Genomic DNA, 18628 nt, shown 5'->3' on the forward strand with positions numbered 1-18628 from the left:
ATACTACAAAACCTGATACTTAAAAGTCTGGGGTGGCTAATGGGACTCGAACCCACGACAACTGGAATCACAATCCAGGGCTCTACCAACTGAGCTATAGCCACCATACCTGACTTCTTTACTGCTTCTTTCTACTACTAACTAACGCGGTAAATGTTACCACCGCCGCTCATGCGCACAAAAATCATGGTGCGCCCGACAGGATTCGAACCTGAGACCTCTGCCTCCGGAGGGCAGCGCTCTATCCAGCTGAGCTACGGGCGCGTAGCGCCGTTGCGGATGTGCATACTACGGAGGACAGCCCTGACTGTCCAGTGCTTTTTGCACAAAAAAACGCGTTTGATTACGCTTTGTGCATTCCGTCTAAAGTCGCAGCGTTTTTCGCCCTTTTCACCGCGATGAACCGCACAAAACGACCTTCACTGACAGAAAAGACGTGCTGATTAAAGATCGCCGCGCCAGTGATATTTAAGGTATTTCAGCAGTCTGAGCTGGCGCTTGAGGCGGGTAGGCTGTGAAATCAGTCGATACAGCCACTCCAGCCCCATTCGCTGCCATATCTTAGGCGCACGCTTCACCTGTCCGGTAAACACGTCGTAGGTCCCCCCCACTCCCATATACAGCGCATCAGGATAGCTGGCTTTACAGTCCCGCATCAGAATCTCCTGGCGCGGTGACCCCATCGCCACCGTCACCAGTTTAGCCCCACTTTCCCGGATCCGGGTAAACAGCGCTTCACGCTGGTCCGGTGTGAAGAAACCGTCCTGCGATCCGACAATATTCACATTCCACAAACGACGTAGCTTATCCATCGTCTGCGCAAGCACGGCGGGTTGCCCACCGATGAGAAACACCGGAGTGCCCTCGCGCCCGGCACGTTCCATCAGCGCTTCCCACAGGTCGGCACCGGCTATACGTGAAACATTGGCCTGAGGGTACTTTTTACGGATTGAGCGCACAATGCTGATGCCATCGGCGTATTTATACTCGGCGGCATCAATCAGCTGATGAACCGCCGCATCGGCTTCTGCCGTCAGCACCTTCTCCGCGTTAATCGCCACCAGCGTGCCGGTTTTCAGTTCACCCTGCTGATTAAGGTAATCAACGAACTGTGCCATATCACTAAAGCCTGACAGCGATATTCCGCGGATCTGGTAGTGCGGCACATCTACAGAGACAGTCATGGAAATTCCTTTAAAGCAAAACGCATATCAGGCGTTAGGGCTGAATCGACAGCGAACGGGCAGGCGCACGGGCACGTACCAGCCCGGCAGTATCAAGCAGCCAGTAGAGCAACTTCGCCAGCACAACGCAGAACGCAAAAATGATACAGAAGAAAACCACGCGGGAGGCAAAAGCATCCAGCCCCTCTCGCGCCAGCACTATCATGTTAAATACCGCACCGAAACAGAAACTTTGCAGGATGGCGGCTTTATAGCGATTCTGTTCCTGCTGACCTTTTTCATACAGCCAGTCGAACCACTTGATAATTAACCCGACGGCCACTGCCCCAAGGGGAATAAACAGCGCCCCCCCCATCACCACCAGCGAACCGATAAGCGTGGGGGAGATGGCCAGCCCGGAATGGTTATCCAGCACATCCCACGTAAAGTAGTTGGCGCTGTTCAGTACGATGGAGGGGCGCCCGTGCCATAACCAGCTGGGAATAAAGACATAAAAATCTCGCCAGATGGGCGCCAGCCCCTGGAAATCAATCTTGTCGTAATTTTGCAGCAGTAGGCCCAGATTCTCCCAGGGCGAAAAGGTATCGCGGGTCAGATACAGGAAGGTATAGAACGCTTCGGAACCACTGACATCCAGGTTGTAACGCTTTAGCGCCAGCCAGAACATGCCGACAATCCCGCCGACACCGGCCAGCACCAGCATCCACAGCGTGATCCAGCCGCGGATAATGCCAATAAACAGAAACAGGGCAAACGCGATAATGATGTTGGCGCGCGTTCCGCCGACAATCATATAGGTCAGCAGGCCAAACGCGACGGTACTGATCAGGAAAAGCAGCCAGCTGCGTTTGTCCTGTTTCAGGAAGTAGATCACCAGCATGGCCGGTATAAAGAAGTAGAAGAAGCGTTTCAGGGCAACGCCAGAGACATCCGCAGAGAAAATCTGGCTGTAGCTGTGCAGCTTAAATAGCAGGAAACCATTGTGCAGGAAGAACACACTGACGGTGCCCAGCGCGACCAGCGCAAGGATACCCCAGGTCAGATGCGCTTCAATACGATTGATGGTAAACACCGGGCGCGGTGGTGGGCGGTGAGGTGCTCTGAGTCGGGTTTTATAGCTGGTATAGTAAATCGCATAAAACCCCCCCGCCGAAAGCAGCGCCTGCAGCAGGTATTCCGGCGGTACCACCTCAACATCAAAGCCAAACACCAGCATGCAGGTAAGCGGAAAACCGAAGAAAAAGGTGAGTAAAAACAGCAACGAGAAAAAGACGTTGAAGTTAAAACGTACGCGCCGAAACTCACGCCAGGTCAGCGTAAGAATAAAACCACAGCAGCACAGGTACACCACCAGCAGCCCGGCGAACTGTAATAGCGTCATGCGTTATCCCCTTCTACCAGACGCAATGCCTGCTGCCAGCCGCTCAGATAGCCTGGCTCAAAAAAGGCAACATGTGATTTATCCAGCAGCATCATCTGACGCCGCGCCTCACTGACCGTCGCCGCATCCAGCGGATCGCCGTCAAACAGCACCGGCACCTGCTGTTCTGTCAGGTCCTGCCAGAACGGGTTCTTGCGGTTCAGAACAAAAGGCACATTCGCCTGCATCAGCAGGCAGAGCGTGCCGATACCCTGCTGACGTTCGAAAATAAAGTAGCCAAGGTGGCAGCGGCCAATCAGTTGCAGATAGTCGCTGAAAGCCAGTTTTTCCGTCAGGAGCGACACCACCCCCGGCCTGAACAGGGCCATCGCCGCCTCCTGCACCTGCTGAATATACGCGTCATTATTAGCCGGATAGCCTAACGGTACGACAACACGCACATTATCACCAAACTGCTGATGGATAGCTTTAAGCGCAGGGATATGGCGGTTGCTGGCATCACCGGAGTTGCCGAGCAGGATTGTGAGCGGGCCCTGCGCCTCATCGCTGACCCGCACATCTTGTGCCAGTCGCGTCGGGAAATAGAGCAGCGATGCCGGGACGTGGGGATGCCGCTGGTGAAAGTGGCTGATGTCTCCCCGGGTGGCAAACACGTGCCCCACCCGCTTCTGCGCCTGACGCCGGAGCAAATAGAACAGGCGGAATTTCAGGCGGCTGGACTCTTCATACAGATCAGCCCCCCAGATATGCCAGTAAAACTGCTGGCGTTTAAGTTTACCCGCCAGCAGTGCCAGCCAGAGACGCGGATTAAACTGCCCATGAAAGAAAAAGCGCGTTTCACGCTGCGCCCTGCCGGTCGCTATTACCGCCTGTGCCAGTTCGTTTTTCGTGGAAAACAGCCTGACAGTCAGCATCGGATGCTGGGCAGCCAGTTCGGACTGCCCACTCACCACCCAGAACTCACGTCGGGAAGCTGACGGGATAACGTTATGTAAAACCTGGTTAAAAAAGCCCAGCACCGTCGCATTATGATGCGGAATGTCTGCGCCTAAAAGATGAATTACTCTGGTCATACTCGTCTACGATAAATAATAAAGACACCTGCACAGAGTGCAAAATAAGCGATATAGGTCGCCATATACGCCTGCGCCGCTCCGGCTGCACCATGCAGCGGGATCAGCCAGCGGGAAAATCCGGTCAACAGGACAAACTGGCTCACTTCCGTCAGGATATAGAAACGTAGTGAGGCTTTCGCAATCACCAGGTAACCGAAAACGTAACACCCTACCTTGAGTACGTCACCGATCAACTGCCAGACAAACAGATCGCGCATGGCCGTAAACGCGTGGGAAAACAGCAGCCAGATGGCCACGTCCCGCAACAACCAGACGGTAAAACTGACGCCAGCAACCACCGGCAGGACAAAACGCAGGGCCTTAATGATTTCACGGGAAATATCTGCTTTCTGTTGCAGGCGTGACAGGGTGGGCAGCAGATATACGCTGAACGACGCAGTGATAAACTGCAGATAGGCATCAGAGATACTGCTGACGCCCTGCCACAGTCCGACCTGCTCCCATCCTGCATGTTGCGCCAGCAGATTGCGCATCATCATCCAGGCAACCGGCAGCGTCACCGCGGTGATCAGTGCCATCAGGGTAAACTTCCCCAGCAGGGTAACAAACTCAGGCCGCCATGCAGGTAACAGATAACGCACCGGCAGATGATCGCGCCACACCAGCAATACGACGGCGGGCACCACCACCATCGCCGGCACCATCGCCAGCCCGATCAGTGCGCCGCTGTAACCTCCCAGCTTATAGCAAACAAACCACGCAGCCACCCCGGTCAGGCTACCGATGATTAACGACAGTGCATTCCCTGCGGCATCGCGGAAGCCTTTCATGATCGCCAGCGCCAGGTTAGCCCAGGCGATCCCCATTTGCAGGAAGGCGACAAAGCGGATCACCTGCTGGTAGCGATCGTGACCAAACAGCGCGTGGCTAATCGGCGCGGCAAACAGCAGGAAAATCAGCGCCAGCAGCAGAGAAAACCCCAGCACCATGGAAGACGCAGTGCCGGTGACGGCCCGCAGTTGGCCGGGATCCTGCTGATACTGCGCCACATACTTGGTGACGCCGTTAAATATTCCGGCCCCCGCCAGCACGCCCAGTACGGTAATCAGCTGACGGAAATTCCCGGCCTGTCCGACGCCGGCAGGACCGTAGGACACCGCCAGCATTTTTACCACCAGTAAACCGGCGGCAATTTTTACCAGCGTGGAAACCGCTGTCCACACCGACGCTTTTGCCAGTGACATATCAGGAGAAAAAGCTCAGTAAGGAGTTGATCACTGTTTTCTGATTGTTATCAGAGAGGTTATAGAAGAGCGGCAGACGCAGCAGGCGGTCACTTTCAGACTGGGTAAAATGATCTTCACCGTGGAAGCGGCCAAAGCGCTGACCCGCAGGCGAACTGTGCAGCGGAATATAGTGGAACACCGCCATGATCTCGGCCTCTTTCAGCCACGCAATCAGCGCACTGCGATCGTCATGGTCACGCAGCTTCAGATAAAACATATGGGCATTATGCTCACAGTCGGCGGGAAGGCTGGCCAGCCCGATGCGTCCGCGTGCCGCTACCGGCTGCAGGGCATCAGCGTAGTTTTGCCACAGGCGTAAACGCTGTTGATTGATGCGCTCTGCCGCCTCCAGTTGTGCCCAGAGGTACGCCGCCTGTAAATCGGCCATCAGATAGCTGGAACCGATATCGCGCCAGGTATATTTATCTACCTGCCCCCGGAAGAACTGGCTGCGGTTGGTGCCTTTCTCACGGATGATTTCCGCGCGCTCCACCAGCGTGGCGTCGTTAACCAACGTCGCGCCGCCTTCACCGCCCGCGGTGTAGTTTTTGGTTTCATGGAAGCTGAAACAACCAATGTGTCCGATACTGCCAAGCGCGCGACCTTTGTACGTCGACATCACACCCTGCGCGGCATCTTCCACCACCCACAGCTGATGCTTTTTCGCCAGCGCCATAATGGTATCCATCTCACAGGCCACGCCCGCATAATGTACCGGCACAATCGCTTTGGTCCTGTCGGTGATCGCCGCTTCAATCAGGCGCTCATCAATATTCATGGTGTCTGGACGTACATCGACAAACACAATGGTCGCCCCGCGCAGCACGAAGGCATTGGCGGTCGACACAAAGGTGTAGCTCGGCATAATGACTTCATCGCCGGGCTGAATATCGATCAGAATAGCCGCCATCTCCAGCGAGGCAGTGCAGGATGGGGTCAGCAGGACTTTACGGCTACCGAAACGCTGCTCCATCCACTGCTGGCAGCGACGCGTAAAACCGCCATCGCCACATAGCTTACCGCTACCCATCGCCGACTGCATATATTCAAGTTCAGTTCCCACCACCGGTGGCGCGTTAAACGGAATCATGGCGTTTCCCTGTATAACCAGTAGGCGGTGCGTTCAATCACGCCACCGCAGCGAAGATAGAGTCGCAACGCCGCAATATTACCCAACTGCGTTGCAACATGAAGCCGTGTCAGTCGGCGTGCGCGGCACCAGTCGTTTGCCGCTGTCATCAGCCGCTGCCCAATACCCAATCCCTGCGCGTCCGGCACGACCGCCAACAGGCCAATGCGTGCCGTACCGTCACCCAGTTCACGCAGCGAGACAAAACCCTGCAGGGTGCCCCGCTCATCTACCGCCAGCAGACACTGATGGTCAAACGTCCCGAGCACGGCATTTTCCACCCACTGAGCGTAAAAACGTCCGCTATCGCCCGGCGCATACCAGGGCGCACGGAAACGGCTCCAGGTAAAGGCCTCTTCTGCCACCCGGCGCAGTGCAGGGATATGCTCCGCGCGCGCAATGCGGATGCCGGTCGGGCGTTCAACCGGGGTGATACCCAGCACACAGTCCGCCTCACCCTCTACCAGACGGAAACCGAGGGCCGTCAGGGCATCCAGCTCTGCGCTCTGCTGGGTCAGCACTTTGACCTGCACCAGCCTGTAGCTGTCGAGCAGAGTGACATCCAGTGCTGTGTCTCCCTGCAATTCAAGCAAGGCGCTATGGCAACCAAAGAAGGCGTTCTCCCACGCCAGGGGGTTAAGCGTCGCCTGCACTATCGCCAGACGCCTTTCGTATCCACAATCCATTGCTGAGTGACGGCGGCCGGCTCGATGGCTTTAAACGCACGATGATCGACCAGCATCACCAGCACGTCGGCCTGCTGTAAAGCCTCTTCCAGTGCTATCAGCGTCACGCTGGCCTGCAATGCAGCCGGAAGCGAGTGCACATTAGGCTCTACCACCAGCGTAGTACCCTGATGCCAGTCGGCAATCATGCGCGTCACCTGGACGGCCGGACTTTCTCGTAAATCATCAATATCAGGTTTAAACGCCAGTCCAAAGCAGGCGATTTTCAGTTCGCTGGCGCGTTTGTTGCTGTCCATCAGGCAATCCGCGACCTGACGCTGCACCTGCTCCAGCACCCAGTGCGGTTTACTGTCGTTCACTTCGCGTGCCGTGCGGATCAACCGCGCCTGTACCGGGTTTTGCGCCACGATAAACCACGGGTCAACCGCGATGCAGTGACCGCCAACGCCGGGCCCTGGCTGCAGGATATTCACACGGGGATGGCGGTTTGCCAGACGAATCAGCTCCCAGACGTTGATCCCCTGGTCAGCCGCAATCAGTGACAACTCGTTGGCGAACGCAATATTGACATCGCGGAAGCTGTTTTCCGTGAGTTTGCACATTTCTGCCGTACGGGCGTTAGTCACCACGCACTCACCTTGCAGAAAGATGTTATAGAGATCGCAGGCACGCTGTGAACAGCGCGCCGTCATGCCGCCAATCACGCGATCGTTTTTAAACAGTTCAACCATAACCTGCCCGGGCAGGACTCGCTCCGGGCAGTACGCGACCTGAATATCCGCCTCTTCCCCTGCCTGATGCGGAAAACTCAGATCCGGGCGGGCAGCCGCCAGCCAGGCCGCCATCTGTTCAGTGGCCCCCACTGGCGACGTTGATTCGAGGATGACCAGGTCCCCTTTTTTCAGCATCGGTGCAATGGATTCAGCAGCCGCCTGGACAAACGTCATATCCGGCTGATGTTCACCTTTAAATGGCGTCGGTACGGCAATCAGCCAGGCATCAGCAACCTCTGGCTGAGTTGCAGCGCGCAACCAGCCACCTTCAACCGCCGTTTTGACGACCCGATCAAGGTCGGGTTCGACAATGTGGATTTCACCACGGTTGATGGTTTCCACCGCGTGGGCATTAATATCAATGCCAATCACCTGCTTCTGGCATGAGGCGAAAGCGGCAGCGGTAGGCAGGCCGATGTAGCCCAGCCCAATCACTGAAATGGTGTTGAAACTCATAAAGTTATCCGGTTATTTTTGAGGGCCTGCACAATACGCTGGCAGGCCAGTCCGTCACCGTAAGGATTATGGGCACGGCTCATGGTGTGCCATGCATCCTCATCGGTCAGCAGACGGGTGACTTCGTTGACAATTTTCGCCCCATCGGTTCCCACCAGCCTGACGGTGCCTGCGGCAACGGCCTCCGGGCGTTCGGTGGCATCGCGCATCACCAGCACGGGTTTCCCCAGAGAGGGCGCTTCTTCCTGAATACCGCCGCTGTCCGTGAGGATCAGCCAGGCGCGATCCATCAGCCAGACAAACGGCAGATACTCCTGCGGTTCGATCAGAATGACATTGTCGATATCACGCAGAATGCGGTTCACCGGCTCACTGACGTTAGGATTGAGGTGTACCGGATAGACAATTTGCGTTTCTGGATGCAGGCGCGCAATTTCAGCCAGGGCGTTACAGATGCGCTCGAAACCACCGCCAAAACTTTCGCGACGATGCCCGGTGACAAGGATCAGTTTTTTACTGGCATCAAGGAAAGGATAACGAGCCGCAAGGCTGTTTCTCAGTGTCTCATCGCTGAGGACGCGATCGCGTACCCAGAACAGCGCATCGATCACCGTATTGCCCGTGACGAAAATGCGACCGGCAGGCAGATTTTCACGTAACAGGTTCTGCTCTGAACTGGCTGTTGGGGTGAAATGATAGCTGGCAAGATGGCCTGTCAGCGTCCGGTTAGCTTCCTCCGGCCACGGTGACCAGAGATCGCCTGTGCGTAATCCAGCCTCAACATGTCCGACGGGAATCCGATGGTAGAAAGCCGCAAGGCTGGCAGCCAGTGTGGTAGTGGTGTCACCATGAACCAGCACAACATCCGGAGTGAAATCGGCAAATACCGTTTTCAGCCCTTCCAGAATACGGCTGGTAATTTCGGTGAGCCCCTGCCCTGGCTGCATGATATTAAGATCGTAATCCGGCACGATGGAAAACAGATGCAGCACCTGATCGAGCATTTCCCGATGCTGTGCCGTCACGCAGAGGCGCGACTCGATATCGTCATCCTGCGCCAGCGCGTGCACGAGCGGTGCCATTTTTATCGCTTCAGGGCGCGTGCCAAAAACCGTTAATACTTTCACCGTGACTCTCTTTAATTCGAAAGGGTTAAACCGCGTTTTACCCGGCGGCTTTAACGACGGGAACGGCGCACCAGCGCAGTCCCTGCACCCAGCAGAACGCCGACCGCGCCCCACATAATCATCAATAGCACCCGGCGCGGGCTGTCACGTTTTACCGGTTCTTCCGGGGTACGCAGATATCGCCAGGTCTGGAATGACTTCACCAGGGTGGGGCCCACATTCAGCGTCGTTTGCATGGCACGGTTTTGATCGTATTCCAGATCATACGTCGGCCCCGTTGCACGCAGCGTTTCCAGCCGTGCCTGCAACATTGGCCTGCCCAGCAGGAAAAGTTCAGAATCGGGAAGCTGTTCAGAAGGTGTCTGGGTTTTCGACTGCTCGAAGCCCTGCTGTTGAGCAATTTTTAGCGCCTGCTCTATGCTGTTGACCTGACGGTCATAGATGGCTTTTGCCACAGCCTCCTGCCGTTTGACCTGCGCTTTTAACTGAATGCTGCGAGCCGCCCAGGCGGCAGTGAGCTCTTCATTGAGATGTGTGGTGGCCCGTGCATTCGCAAAGGCGACGTACTGACGAAGCAGCGTATTGGCATCGGATGACGTTTCGGCAATCAGCTTGACGGTATCATTGAGGTTTTTCGCGCTGTCCGCCGGCTGGAACTGGATATTGGCAATCATTTCATCCAGCAGCGCCGCATCCTCACGAGCATTCCCGGTTTTGCGCTTCTGGTAGTAGCTGGACTGTAACCAGAAATCACGCCGCGTATCCCAGGCAAACAGCTGCATCATAAATTCCTGATACGCTTCATCCATCACCGTTGGGGGAGCGACGGTCAGGCTGCCAGCGCGGATATCCAGATTATTCAAAAACTGCTGCTGAGAGTAGTACCCGGACAGCATATTCACGGTGGGCCGATCGACGATGGCGGTGGTGCTCCACTGTGGCGTCACCAGTAATGAATAGATCCAGGCCAGCAAGGCGAACAGCGCACCTCCGGCGATAATCCACAATTTACCGCGCCATAGCGCGCAGCACAGGCCACGAATATCCAGTTCGTTATCTGCGGCGTCAGGATGGGTCATACATCGGTTTCCTTGTCGTCAGGGCATCTGTCAGTCAGTGGAAGATTTGCTGTCATTATTGTTATTTCGCAGACGGCGTTTAAACCGTTTAATCATACGCGCCACGCGCCATGCACGTTTAATGCAGTAGCCGTAAAGCATAAAAGCCATCAAGAACAGAACCAGCATGGCCCATTCCGGAACAAACGAGAGGTATTCACCCAGCACCCCCACCATGGCGAGCAGGGCCGCCGCCGCCGTGATCAGCACGAAAGCCTGCCGCGAGGTAAAGCCTGCCCGCATGATCAAGTGATGGATATGCTGACGGTCAGCGGAGAAGGGACTCATGCCTTTACTGAGGCGGCGATACATAATCGCGACCATATCCATCAGTGGGATCGCAATCAGCCACAGCGCAGTCACCGGCGTGATCGGATGACTTGGGCCCTGCGTTGCTTCCAGCAAGATCCAGATAATAGTAAAGCCAATGAGCGTACTGCCGGCATCGCCCATGAAGACTTTGTAACGCCGGCCAAACATTCCCAGGTTAAGCAGAATATACGGTACGATCACGGCAATCATGGTGAAGCACCACATGGCGAGGCTGTTCTGCCCGTCAAGCAGCAGGATCACCCCCATTGCCAGGAAGGTCACACAGGATAAGCCGCCCAGCAGCCCATCAATCCCATCCACCATATTAAAGGCATTAATGGCTGCCCATACGGCAAACAGCGTCAGCACATAGCCGAACGGGCCGACAACCAGTTCCCAGGGGCCAAAAATATAGCCCAGGCTTAACAGATAGAGCTTCGCCTTCATCATCATGACGACGGCGACACCCGCCTGCACCACCGCGCGGAATTTTACGCTGATGTCGTAACGGTCATCGAGCGCACCGACCAGCACCAGGCAGCCCGCGCAGCCCAGATAAAGCAAAGCATGGGGAATGTAGAAATTCGTTAATGCAAAAGCAAAGCAGCTACCGGCAAAAACAGAGATACCGCCAACCAGCGGAATGACTCCCTGATGGCGTTTGCGATAGTTGGGTTTATCAACCAGACCCACTTTTTTAGCCACTTTGCGTGCAAAGAAAAGAAACACCAACGAAAATATAAAAGTCAGGCCAAGTTCCGTACTCATATTGAGTAAATTCACATTATCCAGCTCTCTGCTATGAATTGCATATTGTCATAAGCAATATTGATGCCAATAACACCTGCATAATTCTGATTTTATTCACCAGGACGGGAAATTTCATGTTCCCTGTCACCTGTCCTGTGCCGTTCTTTAGGTTTGTTCTCCCAGATCAGGATAGCCTATAGGCCAAAAACAAAAAACGCCACGACTATGCGTGGCGTTACCCGAGTTTTGTACTTTTTATTGACTGCAGCGACCTCTTAGCGCAATGAGATCATCGTCTTGTCTGACAACGTGAACCTGTTATGAACGCTTCATCATGTCGAAGAATTCATCATTGGTTTTGGTCATCGCCAGCTTATTAATGAGGAATTCCATTGCGTCAATTTCGCCCATCGGGTGAATGATCTTGCGCAGGATCCACATCTTCTGCAGTTCTTCCGAGGTGGTCAGCAGTTCTTCTTTACGCGTACCAGAACGGTTGTAATCAATAGCAGGGAACACGCGTTTCTCGGCAATTTTACGCGCCAGATGCAGTTCCATGTTACCTGTACCTTTAAACTCTTCGTAGATCACTTCATCCATCTTCGAACCGGTATCAACCAGTGCAGTGGCGATAATGGTCAGGCTTCCGCCCTCTTCCACATTACGCGCAGCACCGAAGAAACGCTTCGGACGATGTAAGGCGTTGGCATCCACACCACCGGTCAGTACCTTGCCAGAAGCAGGAACAACGGTGTTGTAGGCACGCGCCAGGCGAGTGATTGAGTCCAGCAGGATGATCACATCTTTCTTATGCTCGACCAGGCGCTTGGCCTTTTCGATCACCATCTCAGCAACCTGTACGTGGCGGGAAGCAGGTTCGTCAAAGGTAGAAGCGATAACTTCACCTTTTACCAGACGCTGCATCTCGGTCACTTCTTCCGGACGTTCATCAATCAGCAGAACCATCAGCACACAGTCAGGATGGTTGTAGGCAATACTCTGCGCAATATTCTGCAGCAGCATGGTTTTACCGGCTTTCGGAGGCGCGACAATCAGACCACGCTGGCCACGACCGATCGGCGAAGCCAGATCCAGTACGCGGGCGGTCAAATCTTCGGTAGAACCGTTTCCTCGTTCCATGCGCAGACGGGAGTTGGCATGAAGCGGCGTTAAGTTTTCAAACAGGATTTTGTTACGGGCATTTTCCGGTTTGTCATAGTTAACTTCGTTAACTTTCAGCAGCGCAAAGTAACGTTCACCCTCTTTTGGCGGTCGAATCTTGCCAGAGATGGAGTCACCAGTGCGGAGGTTAAAGCGGCGGATTTGGCTGGGGGAAACGTAGATATCATCGGGACCGGCGAGGTAGGAACTGTCTCCAGAGCGGAGGAAACCAAATCCATCCTGCAATATCTCGAGAACGCCGTCGCCGAAGATGTCTTCGCCACTTTTCGCGTGTTGCTTAAGGATGGCGAAGATAATGTCCTGTTTGCGCAAGCGCGCCAGGTTTTCCAGCCCCATATTTTCGCCGAGAGTTATCAGCTCAGAAACCGGCGTATTTTTTAATTCGGTAAGATTCATAATGGTGGGTTCTTAAACTCGGGGTATAACTTGAACTGTTTGTCGTGAATGGTATGGCGAAAGATCCATGCCTGTTTAATTGGTTCTTGGTTCCGAAGTCCACTCGATGATCACGTGCAGGATAACGCAAATCTGGGACGAGGAGACGGTAAGGACAAGAAACCGGAAATCAGTTGATACTAACCGTCAGATTGCTGAACGTCTGTAAGACTTTTGATGAATACTGTGTTCAACAAGGAGTAATTCTAAAGATTTAAACTACAGGTAAGTTCGTCGTGCAGTAGATTTAACTTAGCATGGTTAATGCCGGGCGTCTAGCGGTCAGCGAAAAATTCGAACCACCAGCCGCCGGCATGACCCGATTAGCCCAGGTTCGCGTTCAGGAACTCTTTGAGCTGACCTTTAGACAATGCGCCGACTTTGGTCGCGGCCACTTCGCCATTCTTGAATAACAGCAGGGTTGGGATACCACGGATACCGTACTTCGGTGCCGTTGCTGGATTTTCATCGATATTCAGTTTAGCGATGGTGAGCTTGCCTTCGTACTCTACGGCCACTTCGTCAAGAATAGGGGCAATCATTTTGCAGGGACCACACCATTCTGCCCAGAAGTCGACCAGCGTTAAACCTTCTGCTTTCAGGACGTCGGTTTCGAAGCTGTCATCGGTCAGGTGAACAATTTTATCGCTCATGTTTACTCCAGGGGATTATCTTTACCTTGGGTGTTGCATTAAGCACCACTCAGGCTGAGTTTATTTCACTGCTTTTATTTCACCGGATAAGCTTTCGTAAAGCAATAGTAAGCTGATATTCTACCACACTATGAGCAAAACACACTTAACAGAACAGAAGTTTTCCGACTTCGCCCTGCACCCTCAGGTTGTTGAAGCCCTTGAAACTAAAGGGTTTCATAATTGCACGCCTATCCAGGCGCTGGCATTACCGTTTACGCTCTCCGGGCGTGATGTAGCAGGTCAGGCGCAAACCGGTACCGGCAAAACGATGGCGTTTCTGACGTCAACGTTCCATCATCTTCTTTCTCACCCCGCTCCGGAAGGTCGCCAGGTTAACCAGCCACGGGCGCTGATTCTGGCACCGACCCGTGAACTGGCGGTACAGATCCATGCGGATGCTGAACCGCTGGCGCAGGTTACCGGGCTGAAACTCGGTCTGGCCTACGGCGGCGATGGCTACGATAAACAGCTGAAAGTGCTGGAAAGCGGCGTCGATGTGTTGATCGGCACCACGGGGCGTTTAATCGATTACGCAAAACAAAATCACGTGAATTTAGGGGCCATCCAGGTCGTGGTACTCGACGAAGCTGACCGCATGTTTGATCTGGGCTTCATTAAAGATATCCGCTGGTTGTTCCGTCGCATGCCTGCCGCTAATCAGCGCCTGAACATGCTGTTCTCTGCCACGCTCTCGTTCCGCGTTCGTGAACTGGCGTTTGAGAACATGAATAATGCTGAATACGTTGAAGTCGAACCTGAGCAGAAAACCGGTCACCGTATTAAGGAAGAGCTGTTCTACCCTTCCAATGAAGAAAAGATGCGTTTACTGCAAACGCTGCTGGAAGAAGAATGGCCTGACCGTGCGATCATTTTTGCCAATACTAAACACCGCTGTGAAGATGTCTGGGGCCACCTGGCTGCAGATGGGCACCGTGTCGGCTTGCTGACCGGCGATGTCGCGCAGAAAAAACGCCTGCGGATTCTGGATGATTTCACGAAAGGTGATATCGATATCCTGGTGGCAACCGATGTCGCAGCACGCGGCCTGCATATTCCTGCGGTCACGCACGTGTTTAACTATGACCTGCCGGATGACTGCGAAGACTACGTACACCGTATCGGTCGTACCGGTCGTGCGGGCGCTAACGGTCACTCTATCAGCCTTGCCTGTGAAGAGTACGCGCTGAACCTGCCGGGTATTGAAGAGTATATCGGTCACAGTATTGCCGTCAGCCGCTATAACAGCGATGCACTGATGAGCGATCTGCCACCGCCAAAACGTTTAACCCGTAATCGTTCTGGCAATGGTCCGCGCCGTGGTGGCAACAATAACCGCCGCAGCAGTGCTCCGCGTAATCCTAACCGCAAACGTTCAGGTTAAGTCGCCATGCTGAGTGCATCATCACTTTATGCTGCGATCGATTTAGGGTCGAACAGCTTTCATATGTTGGTGGTGCGCGAAGTGGCTGGCAGTATCCAGACCATTGCCCGCATCAAGCGAAAGGTGCGACTTGCTGCGGGCCTCGATGCCAGTAATCATCTTTCCGATGAGGCTATGGAACGAGGCTGGCAGTGTCTGCGGTTGTTTTCTGAACAACTGCAGGATATCCCGCCAGAGCAAATCCGCGTGGTGGCCACCGCCACCCTGCGTATAGCAACCAATTCCGATACTTTCCTGGTGAAAGCAAAGGCGATCCTGGGCTGCCCGGTGAATGTCATCAGCGGCGAGGATGAAGCACGTCTCATTTATCAGGGTGTTGCCCATACGACCGGGGGTTCTGACAAACGACTGGTGGTTGATATCGGCGGTGGCAGCACCGAGCTGGTCACGGGCAAAGGTTCGCAGACCACCACTCTGTTCAGCCTGTCGATGGGCTGTGTGACCTGGCTGGAGCGCTTTTTTGCCGATCGTTATCTGGGCAAAGACAATTTCGAACAGGCGGAACAGGCGGCCAGAGCCATGATCCGTCCGATTGCGGGCGCATTGCGTGAGCAGGGCTGGCAGGTCTGTGTGGGGGCTTCCGGCACCGTGCAGGCGCTACAGGAAATTATGATGGCGCAGGGCATGGATGAGCGCATCACACTCAGTAAACTGGAGCAGTTGAAGCAGCGTGCCATCCAGTGCGGCAAACTGGAAGAGCTGGAAATTGAGGGGCTGACCCTTGAGCGCGCGCTGGTGTTTCCCAGTGGCCTGTCGATTCTGATCGCCATTTTTACCGAGTTGAATATCAGCAGTATGACACTGGCCGGGGGCGCACTGCGCGAAGGTCTGGTGTACGGGATGCTACATCTTCCGGTGGACCGCGATATCCGCAGCCGTACCCTGCATAACGTCCAGCGGCGTTTCGCGATCGATCCTGAACAGGCTAACCGCGTTTCTCAGTTGGCTGACAGCTTTGCCCGTCAGGTCAGCCAGGTGTGGAAGCTGGATGACCGCAGCCGGGAACTGCTGGAAAGTGCCTGTCTGATCCATGAGATCGGTCTGAGCGTTGATTTCCGTCAGGCCCCGCAGCATGCGGCCTATCTGGTGCGCCATCTTGACCTGCCCGGCTTTACGCCGGCGCAGAAAAAGTTACTGGCTACACTGCTGCAAAACCAGGTAAATGGCATTGATCTGGCCCTGTTAAGCCAGCAAAATGCGGTTCCTCCGCGTGTTGCCGAGCGCCTGTGTCGCCTGTTGCGATTAGCGATTATCTTCGCCAGCCGACGCCAGGATAACAGGCTGCCCGCCGTGCGTTTGCTGGCTAGCGAAGATGACCTGACGCTGACGCTGCCCTCAGGCTGGATGGATGCCCATCCCCTGCGTGCCGAACTACTGGGGCAGGAAGTTCACTGGCAGAGCTATGTGCGCTGGTCATTAGTGATCAACTGAACGCTGATGCACAGGTTGGCACTGCTGCGTTAATCATTGATATCACACGCTGATTACCGCTCTGCCAGCGTTGCACTGACGTATTTTTTGCCCTGGCAGATCGTCGCTCGCGCCGGTCTGCCAGGGGAATGTCTACTTCTTCGCTTTTGCCAGCTGCGCACGAAGACTGGCCAGATGACTCTGGCCCTTTTGCATGCGCTCTTCCGGACTGACGACCTTACGCTCGCTTTCCCACTGTAAGTCGTCCTGCGGCAGCTCCAGCAGGAAGCGGCTTGGCTCCGGACGGATCACCTCTCCGTACTGACGGCGTTCACGGCACAGCGTAAACGTCAGCTCTTTCTGCGCACGCGTAATACCGACGTACGCCAGACGGCGCTCTTCTTCTACATTGTTTTCATCGATGCTGCTCTGATGCGGTAACAAACCCTCCTCCATCCCCACCAGAAAGACATAGGGGAACTCCAGACCTTTGGACGCATGCAGCGTCATCAGTTGAACCTGATCGGAATCCTCATCACTTTCTCCCCGCTCCATCATGTCGCGCAGGGTAAAGCGGGTTACCACCTGGGTCAGCGTCATGGCTTCGTCGATATCACTGCCTTCCAGCATTTCCGTCATCCACTGGAACAGGGTATTGACGTTTTTCATCCGCATCTCAGCGGCTTTCGGACTGGCAGAGGTTTCAAACAGCCAGCTCTCGTAGTCGATGCCGCGAATCAAATCACGCACCGCCGCCACCGGCTCACGTTCAGCCAGCCGGGCAATCTCCTGCAGCCAGTGGGTGAAGCGCTGCAGCGACTCCAGTCCACGTCCGGTCAGCGTCTGCTCCAGACCCATATCAAAACTGGCATTAAACAGGCTTTTGTTACGCTGCGTGGCCCAGTCACCCAGCTTCTGCAGGGTGGCGGAGCCGATCTCGCGCCGGGGCGTATTCACAATACGCATAAATGCGCTGTCGTCATCAGCATTCGTCAGCACGCGCAGGTAAGCCAGCAGATCTTTGATCTCCGGACGCGAGAAGAACGAGGTGCCGCCTGAGATACGATACGGGATACGGTTCTGCATCAGCATCTTTTCAAACACCCGTGACTGATGGTTACCGCGGTAGAGGATGGCGTAATCTTTATACGCCGTTTTATTAATAAAATGATGGGCGATCAGTTCCCCGGTCACACGCTCTGCCTCGTGATCTTCATGGTTCGCCGTGACCACTTTCAACTCGGTACCGTAACCCAGCTCGGAGAAAAGTCGTTTTTCAAATACGTGCGGATTATTGGCGATCAGGATATTCGCCGCCTTCAGAATACGGCCGGAGGAGCGATAATTCTGCTCCAGCTTGATCACCTGCAACGCCGGAAAGTCCTCCTTCAGTAGCACCAGGTTCTGTGGGCGAGCCCCACGCCAGGAGTAGATTGACTGGTCATCATCCCCCACTACCGTGAATCGCGCACGGTTACCCACCAGCAACTTCACCAGCTCGTACTGGCTGGTGTTGGTATCCTGATACTCATCCACCAGCAGATAGCGAATACGCTGCTGCCAGCGCTCGCGCACCTCCAGGTTACGCTGGAACAGCAGTGTAGGCAGCAGGATAAGATCGTCAAAATCCAGCACGTTGCACGACTTCAGATGCCGGTCATACAACCCGTAGCAGTGAGCAAACAGCTTATCGCGTTCAGACACGGCCCCGGCCGCGGCACGCGACGGATCCATCAGATCGTTCTTCCAGTTTGAGATCGTTGAAATCAGTTGTTGTAACAACGTTTTATCATTTTCCAGCCACTCTTCCGTCAAATCTTTCAACAGTGCCAGCTGATCCTGATCGTCAAACAGCGAAAACTTCGCTTTCATCCCCAGCGCGGCATATTCACGCTTAATCACCTCGAGCCCCAGGGTATGGAAGGTGGAGATCATCAATCCACGCGCCTCTTTACGCCCCAGCGTCTGCGCCACGCGCTCTTTCATCTCGCGTGACGCTTTATTGGTAAACGTGACCGCCGCAATATGGCGCGCCTGATAGCCACATTCGCGGATCAGGTGGGCGATTTTGTTGGTAATCACTCGCGTTTTACCCGAACCGGCACCTGCCAGAACCAGGCAGGGCCCGGTGACAAATTCGACGGCATGTTGCTGACCAGGATTAAGACGCATATGAGAGATTCCGGG

The 18628-nt window shown here is 54.7% G+C and carries 15 protein-coding genes and 2 tRNA genes; 2 read left to right on the forward strand and 15 right to left on the reverse strand.

The window, feature by feature from the left end:
* Positions 1 to 28: 28 nt before the first annotated feature.
* The 14 genes from EPE01S_RS20915 to trxA all read right to left on the reverse strand — a co-directional run bounded on the left by EPE01S_RS20915 (position 29) and on the right by trxA (position 13548).
* A tRNA-His gene (locus EPE01S_RS20915) sits at positions 29 to 104 on the reverse strand.
* 83 nt (positions 105 to 187) lie between these two features.
* Positions 188 to 264: transfer RNA gene (locus tag EPE01S_RS20920), tRNA-Arg, on the reverse strand.
* 179 nt (positions 265 to 443) lie between these two features.
* Positions 444 to 1184: a lipopolysaccharide N-acetylmannosaminouronosyltransferase gene (gene wecG, locus EPE01S_RS20925; RefSeq protein WP_062749065.1), complete on the reverse strand. Its 741-nt coding sequence runs from the start codon at positions 1182 to 1184 to the stop codon at positions 444 to 446.
* Positions 1185 to 1218: 34 nt separating this feature from the next.
* The gene (wzyE, locus tag EPE01S_RS20930) at positions 1219 to 2565 is read right to left on the reverse strand and encodes an ECA oligosaccharide polymerase (protein WP_062749067.1); all 1347 of its coding nucleotides are present in this window, start codon (positions 2563 to 2565) and stop codon (positions 1219 to 1221) included.
* Positions 2562 to 3638 (reverse strand): TDP-N-acetylfucosamine:lipid II N-acetylfucosaminyltransferase, encoded by a 1077-nt coding sequence (gene wecF, locus EPE01S_RS20935; protein ID WP_062749070.1) that lies wholly within the window; start codon positions 3636 to 3638, stop codon positions 2562 to 2564. Before wecF ends, wzyE begins: the two co-directional genes overlap by 4 nt.
* Complete coding sequence (gene wzxE, locus EPE01S_RS20940; RefSeq protein ID WP_062749072.1) at positions 3635 to 4885, reverse strand: lipid III flippase WzxE; 1251 nt, start codon at positions 4883 to 4885, stop codon at positions 3635 to 3637. Before wzxE ends, wecF begins: the two co-directional genes overlap by 4 nt.
* A gap of 1 nt (position 4886) precedes the next feature.
* A complete protein-coding gene (gene rffA / locus EPE01S_RS20945; protein WP_062749075.1) occupies positions 4887 to 6017 on the reverse strand; it encodes a dTDP-4-amino-4,6-dideoxygalactose transaminase in 1131 nt (376 codons plus the stop codon).
* Entirely contained in the window at positions 6014 to 6709 is a 696-nt protein-coding gene (gene rffC / locus EPE01S_RS20950; protein WP_255210172.1) for a dTDP-4-amino-4,6-dideoxy-D-galactose acyltransferase, read from the reverse strand. Before rffC ends, rffA begins: the two co-directional genes overlap by 4 nt.
* Complete coding sequence (gene wecC, locus EPE01S_RS20955; protein ID WP_062749079.1) at positions 6709 to 7971, reverse strand: UDP-N-acetyl-D-mannosamine dehydrogenase; 1263 nt, start codon at positions 7969 to 7971, stop codon at positions 6709 to 6711. The genes rffC and wecC overlap by 1 nt, the downstream gene beginning before the upstream one ends.
* Positions 7968 to 9098: a non-hydrolyzing UDP-N-acetylglucosamine 2-epimerase gene (wecB, locus tag EPE01S_RS20960; RefSeq protein ID WP_062749081.1), complete on the reverse strand. Its 1131-nt coding sequence runs from the start codon at positions 9096 to 9098 to the stop codon at positions 7968 to 7970. Before wecB ends, wecC begins: the two co-directional genes overlap by 4 nt.
* Positions 9099 to 9148: 50 nt before the next feature.
* Entirely contained in the window at positions 9149 to 10177 is a 1029-nt protein-coding gene (gene wzzE / locus EPE01S_RS20965) for an ECA polysaccharide chain length modulation protein (protein WP_062749083.1), read from the reverse strand.
* A gap of 30 nt (positions 10178 to 10207) precedes the next feature.
* The gene (gene wecA / locus EPE01S_RS20970; protein ID WP_062749085.1) at positions 10208 to 11311 is read right to left on the reverse strand and encodes a UDP-N-acetylglucosamine--undecaprenyl-phosphate N-acetylglucosaminephosphotransferase; all 1104 of its coding nucleotides are present in this window, start codon (positions 11309 to 11311) and stop codon (positions 10208 to 10210) included.
* Between the two features lie 285 nt (positions 11312 to 11596).
* Positions 11597 to 12856 (reverse strand): transcription termination factor Rho, encoded by a 1260-nt coding sequence (rho, locus tag EPE01S_RS20975; RefSeq protein ID WP_062749087.1) that lies wholly within the window; start codon positions 12854 to 12856, stop codon positions 11597 to 11599.
* Between the two features lie 362 nt (positions 12857 to 13218).
* Complete coding sequence (gene trxA / locus EPE01S_RS20980; protein WP_062749089.1) at positions 13219 to 13548, reverse strand: thioredoxin TrxA; 330 nt, start codon at positions 13546 to 13548, stop codon at positions 13219 to 13221.
* 130 nt (positions 13549 to 13678) lie between these two features.
* Between trxA and rhlB the strand changes: the two genes are divergently transcribed.
* Both rhlB and gppA read left to right on the forward strand, forming a co-directional pair.
* A complete protein-coding gene (rhlB, locus tag EPE01S_RS20985) occupies positions 13679 to 14971 on the forward strand; it encodes an ATP-dependent RNA helicase RhlB (protein WP_062749091.1) in 1293 nt (430 codons plus the stop codon).
* Between the two features lie 6 nt (positions 14972 to 14977).
* On the forward strand, positions 14978 to 16462 hold the full coding sequence (gppA, locus tag EPE01S_RS20990) for a guanosine-5'-triphosphate,3'-diphosphate diphosphatase (protein ID WP_062749093.1): 1485 nt from the start codon (positions 14978 to 14980) through the stop codon (positions 16460 to 16462).
* Between the two features lie 132 nt (positions 16463 to 16594).
* On the opposite strand, the gene rep is transcribed toward gppA, so the two are convergent.
* Entirely contained in the window at positions 16595 to 18613 is a 2019-nt protein-coding gene (gene rep / locus EPE01S_RS20995) for a DNA helicase Rep (protein ID WP_062749095.1), read from the reverse strand.
* Positions 18614 to 18628 lie beyond the last annotated feature (15 nt).

This window comes from Erwinia persicina NBRC 102418 (assembly GCF_001571305.1).
GTDB classification, from domain to species: Bacteria; Pseudomonadota; Gammaproteobacteria; order Enterobacterales; family Enterobacteriaceae; genus Erwinia; species Erwinia persicina.

Excerpts from the sequence above, each read along its gene's own strand:
- wecG (WP_062749065.1), bottom strand. The coding sequence starts at position 1,184 with ATGACTGTCTCTGTAGATGTGCCGCACTACCAGATCCGCGGAATATCG.
- wzyE (WP_062749067.1), bottom strand. The coding sequence starts at position 2,565 with ATGACGCTATTACAGTTCGCCGGGCTGCTGGTGGTGTACCTGTGCTGC.
- wecF (WP_062749070.1), bottom strand. The coding sequence starts at position 3,638 with ATGACCAGAGTAATTCATCTTTTAGGCGCAGACATTCCGCATCATAAT.
- wzxE (WP_062749072.1), bottom strand. The coding sequence starts at position 4,885 with ATGTCACTGGCAAAAGCGTCGGTGTGGACAGCGGTTTCCACGCTGGTA.
- rffA (WP_062749075.1), bottom strand. The coding sequence starts at position 6,017 with ATGATTCCGTTTAACGCGCCACCGGTGGTGGGAACTGAACTTGAATAT.
- wecC (WP_062749079.1), bottom strand. The coding sequence starts at position 7,971 with ATGAGTTTCAACACCATTTCAGTGATTGGGCTGGGCTACATCGGCCTG.
- wzzE (WP_062749083.1), bottom strand. The coding sequence starts at position 10,177 with ATGACCCATCCTGACGCCGCAGATAACGAACTGGATATTCGTGGCCTG.
- rho (WP_062749087.1), bottom strand. The coding sequence starts at position 12,856 with ATGAATCTTACCGAATTAAAAAATACGCCGGTTTCTGAGCTGATAACT.
- trxA (WP_062749089.1), bottom strand. The coding sequence starts at position 13,548 with ATGAGCGATAAAATTGTTCACCTGACCGATGACAGCTTCGAAACCGAC.
- rhlB (WP_062749091.1), top strand. The coding sequence starts at position 13,679 with ATGAGCAAAACACACTTAACAGAACAGAAGTTTTCCGACTTCGCCCTG.
- gppA (WP_062749093.1), top strand. The coding sequence starts at position 14,978 with ATGCTGAGTGCATCATCACTTTATGCTGCGATCGATTTAGGGTCGAAC.
- rep (WP_062749095.1), bottom strand. The coding sequence starts at position 18,613 with ATGCGTCTTAATCCTGGTCAGCAACATGCCGTCGAATTTGTCACCGGG.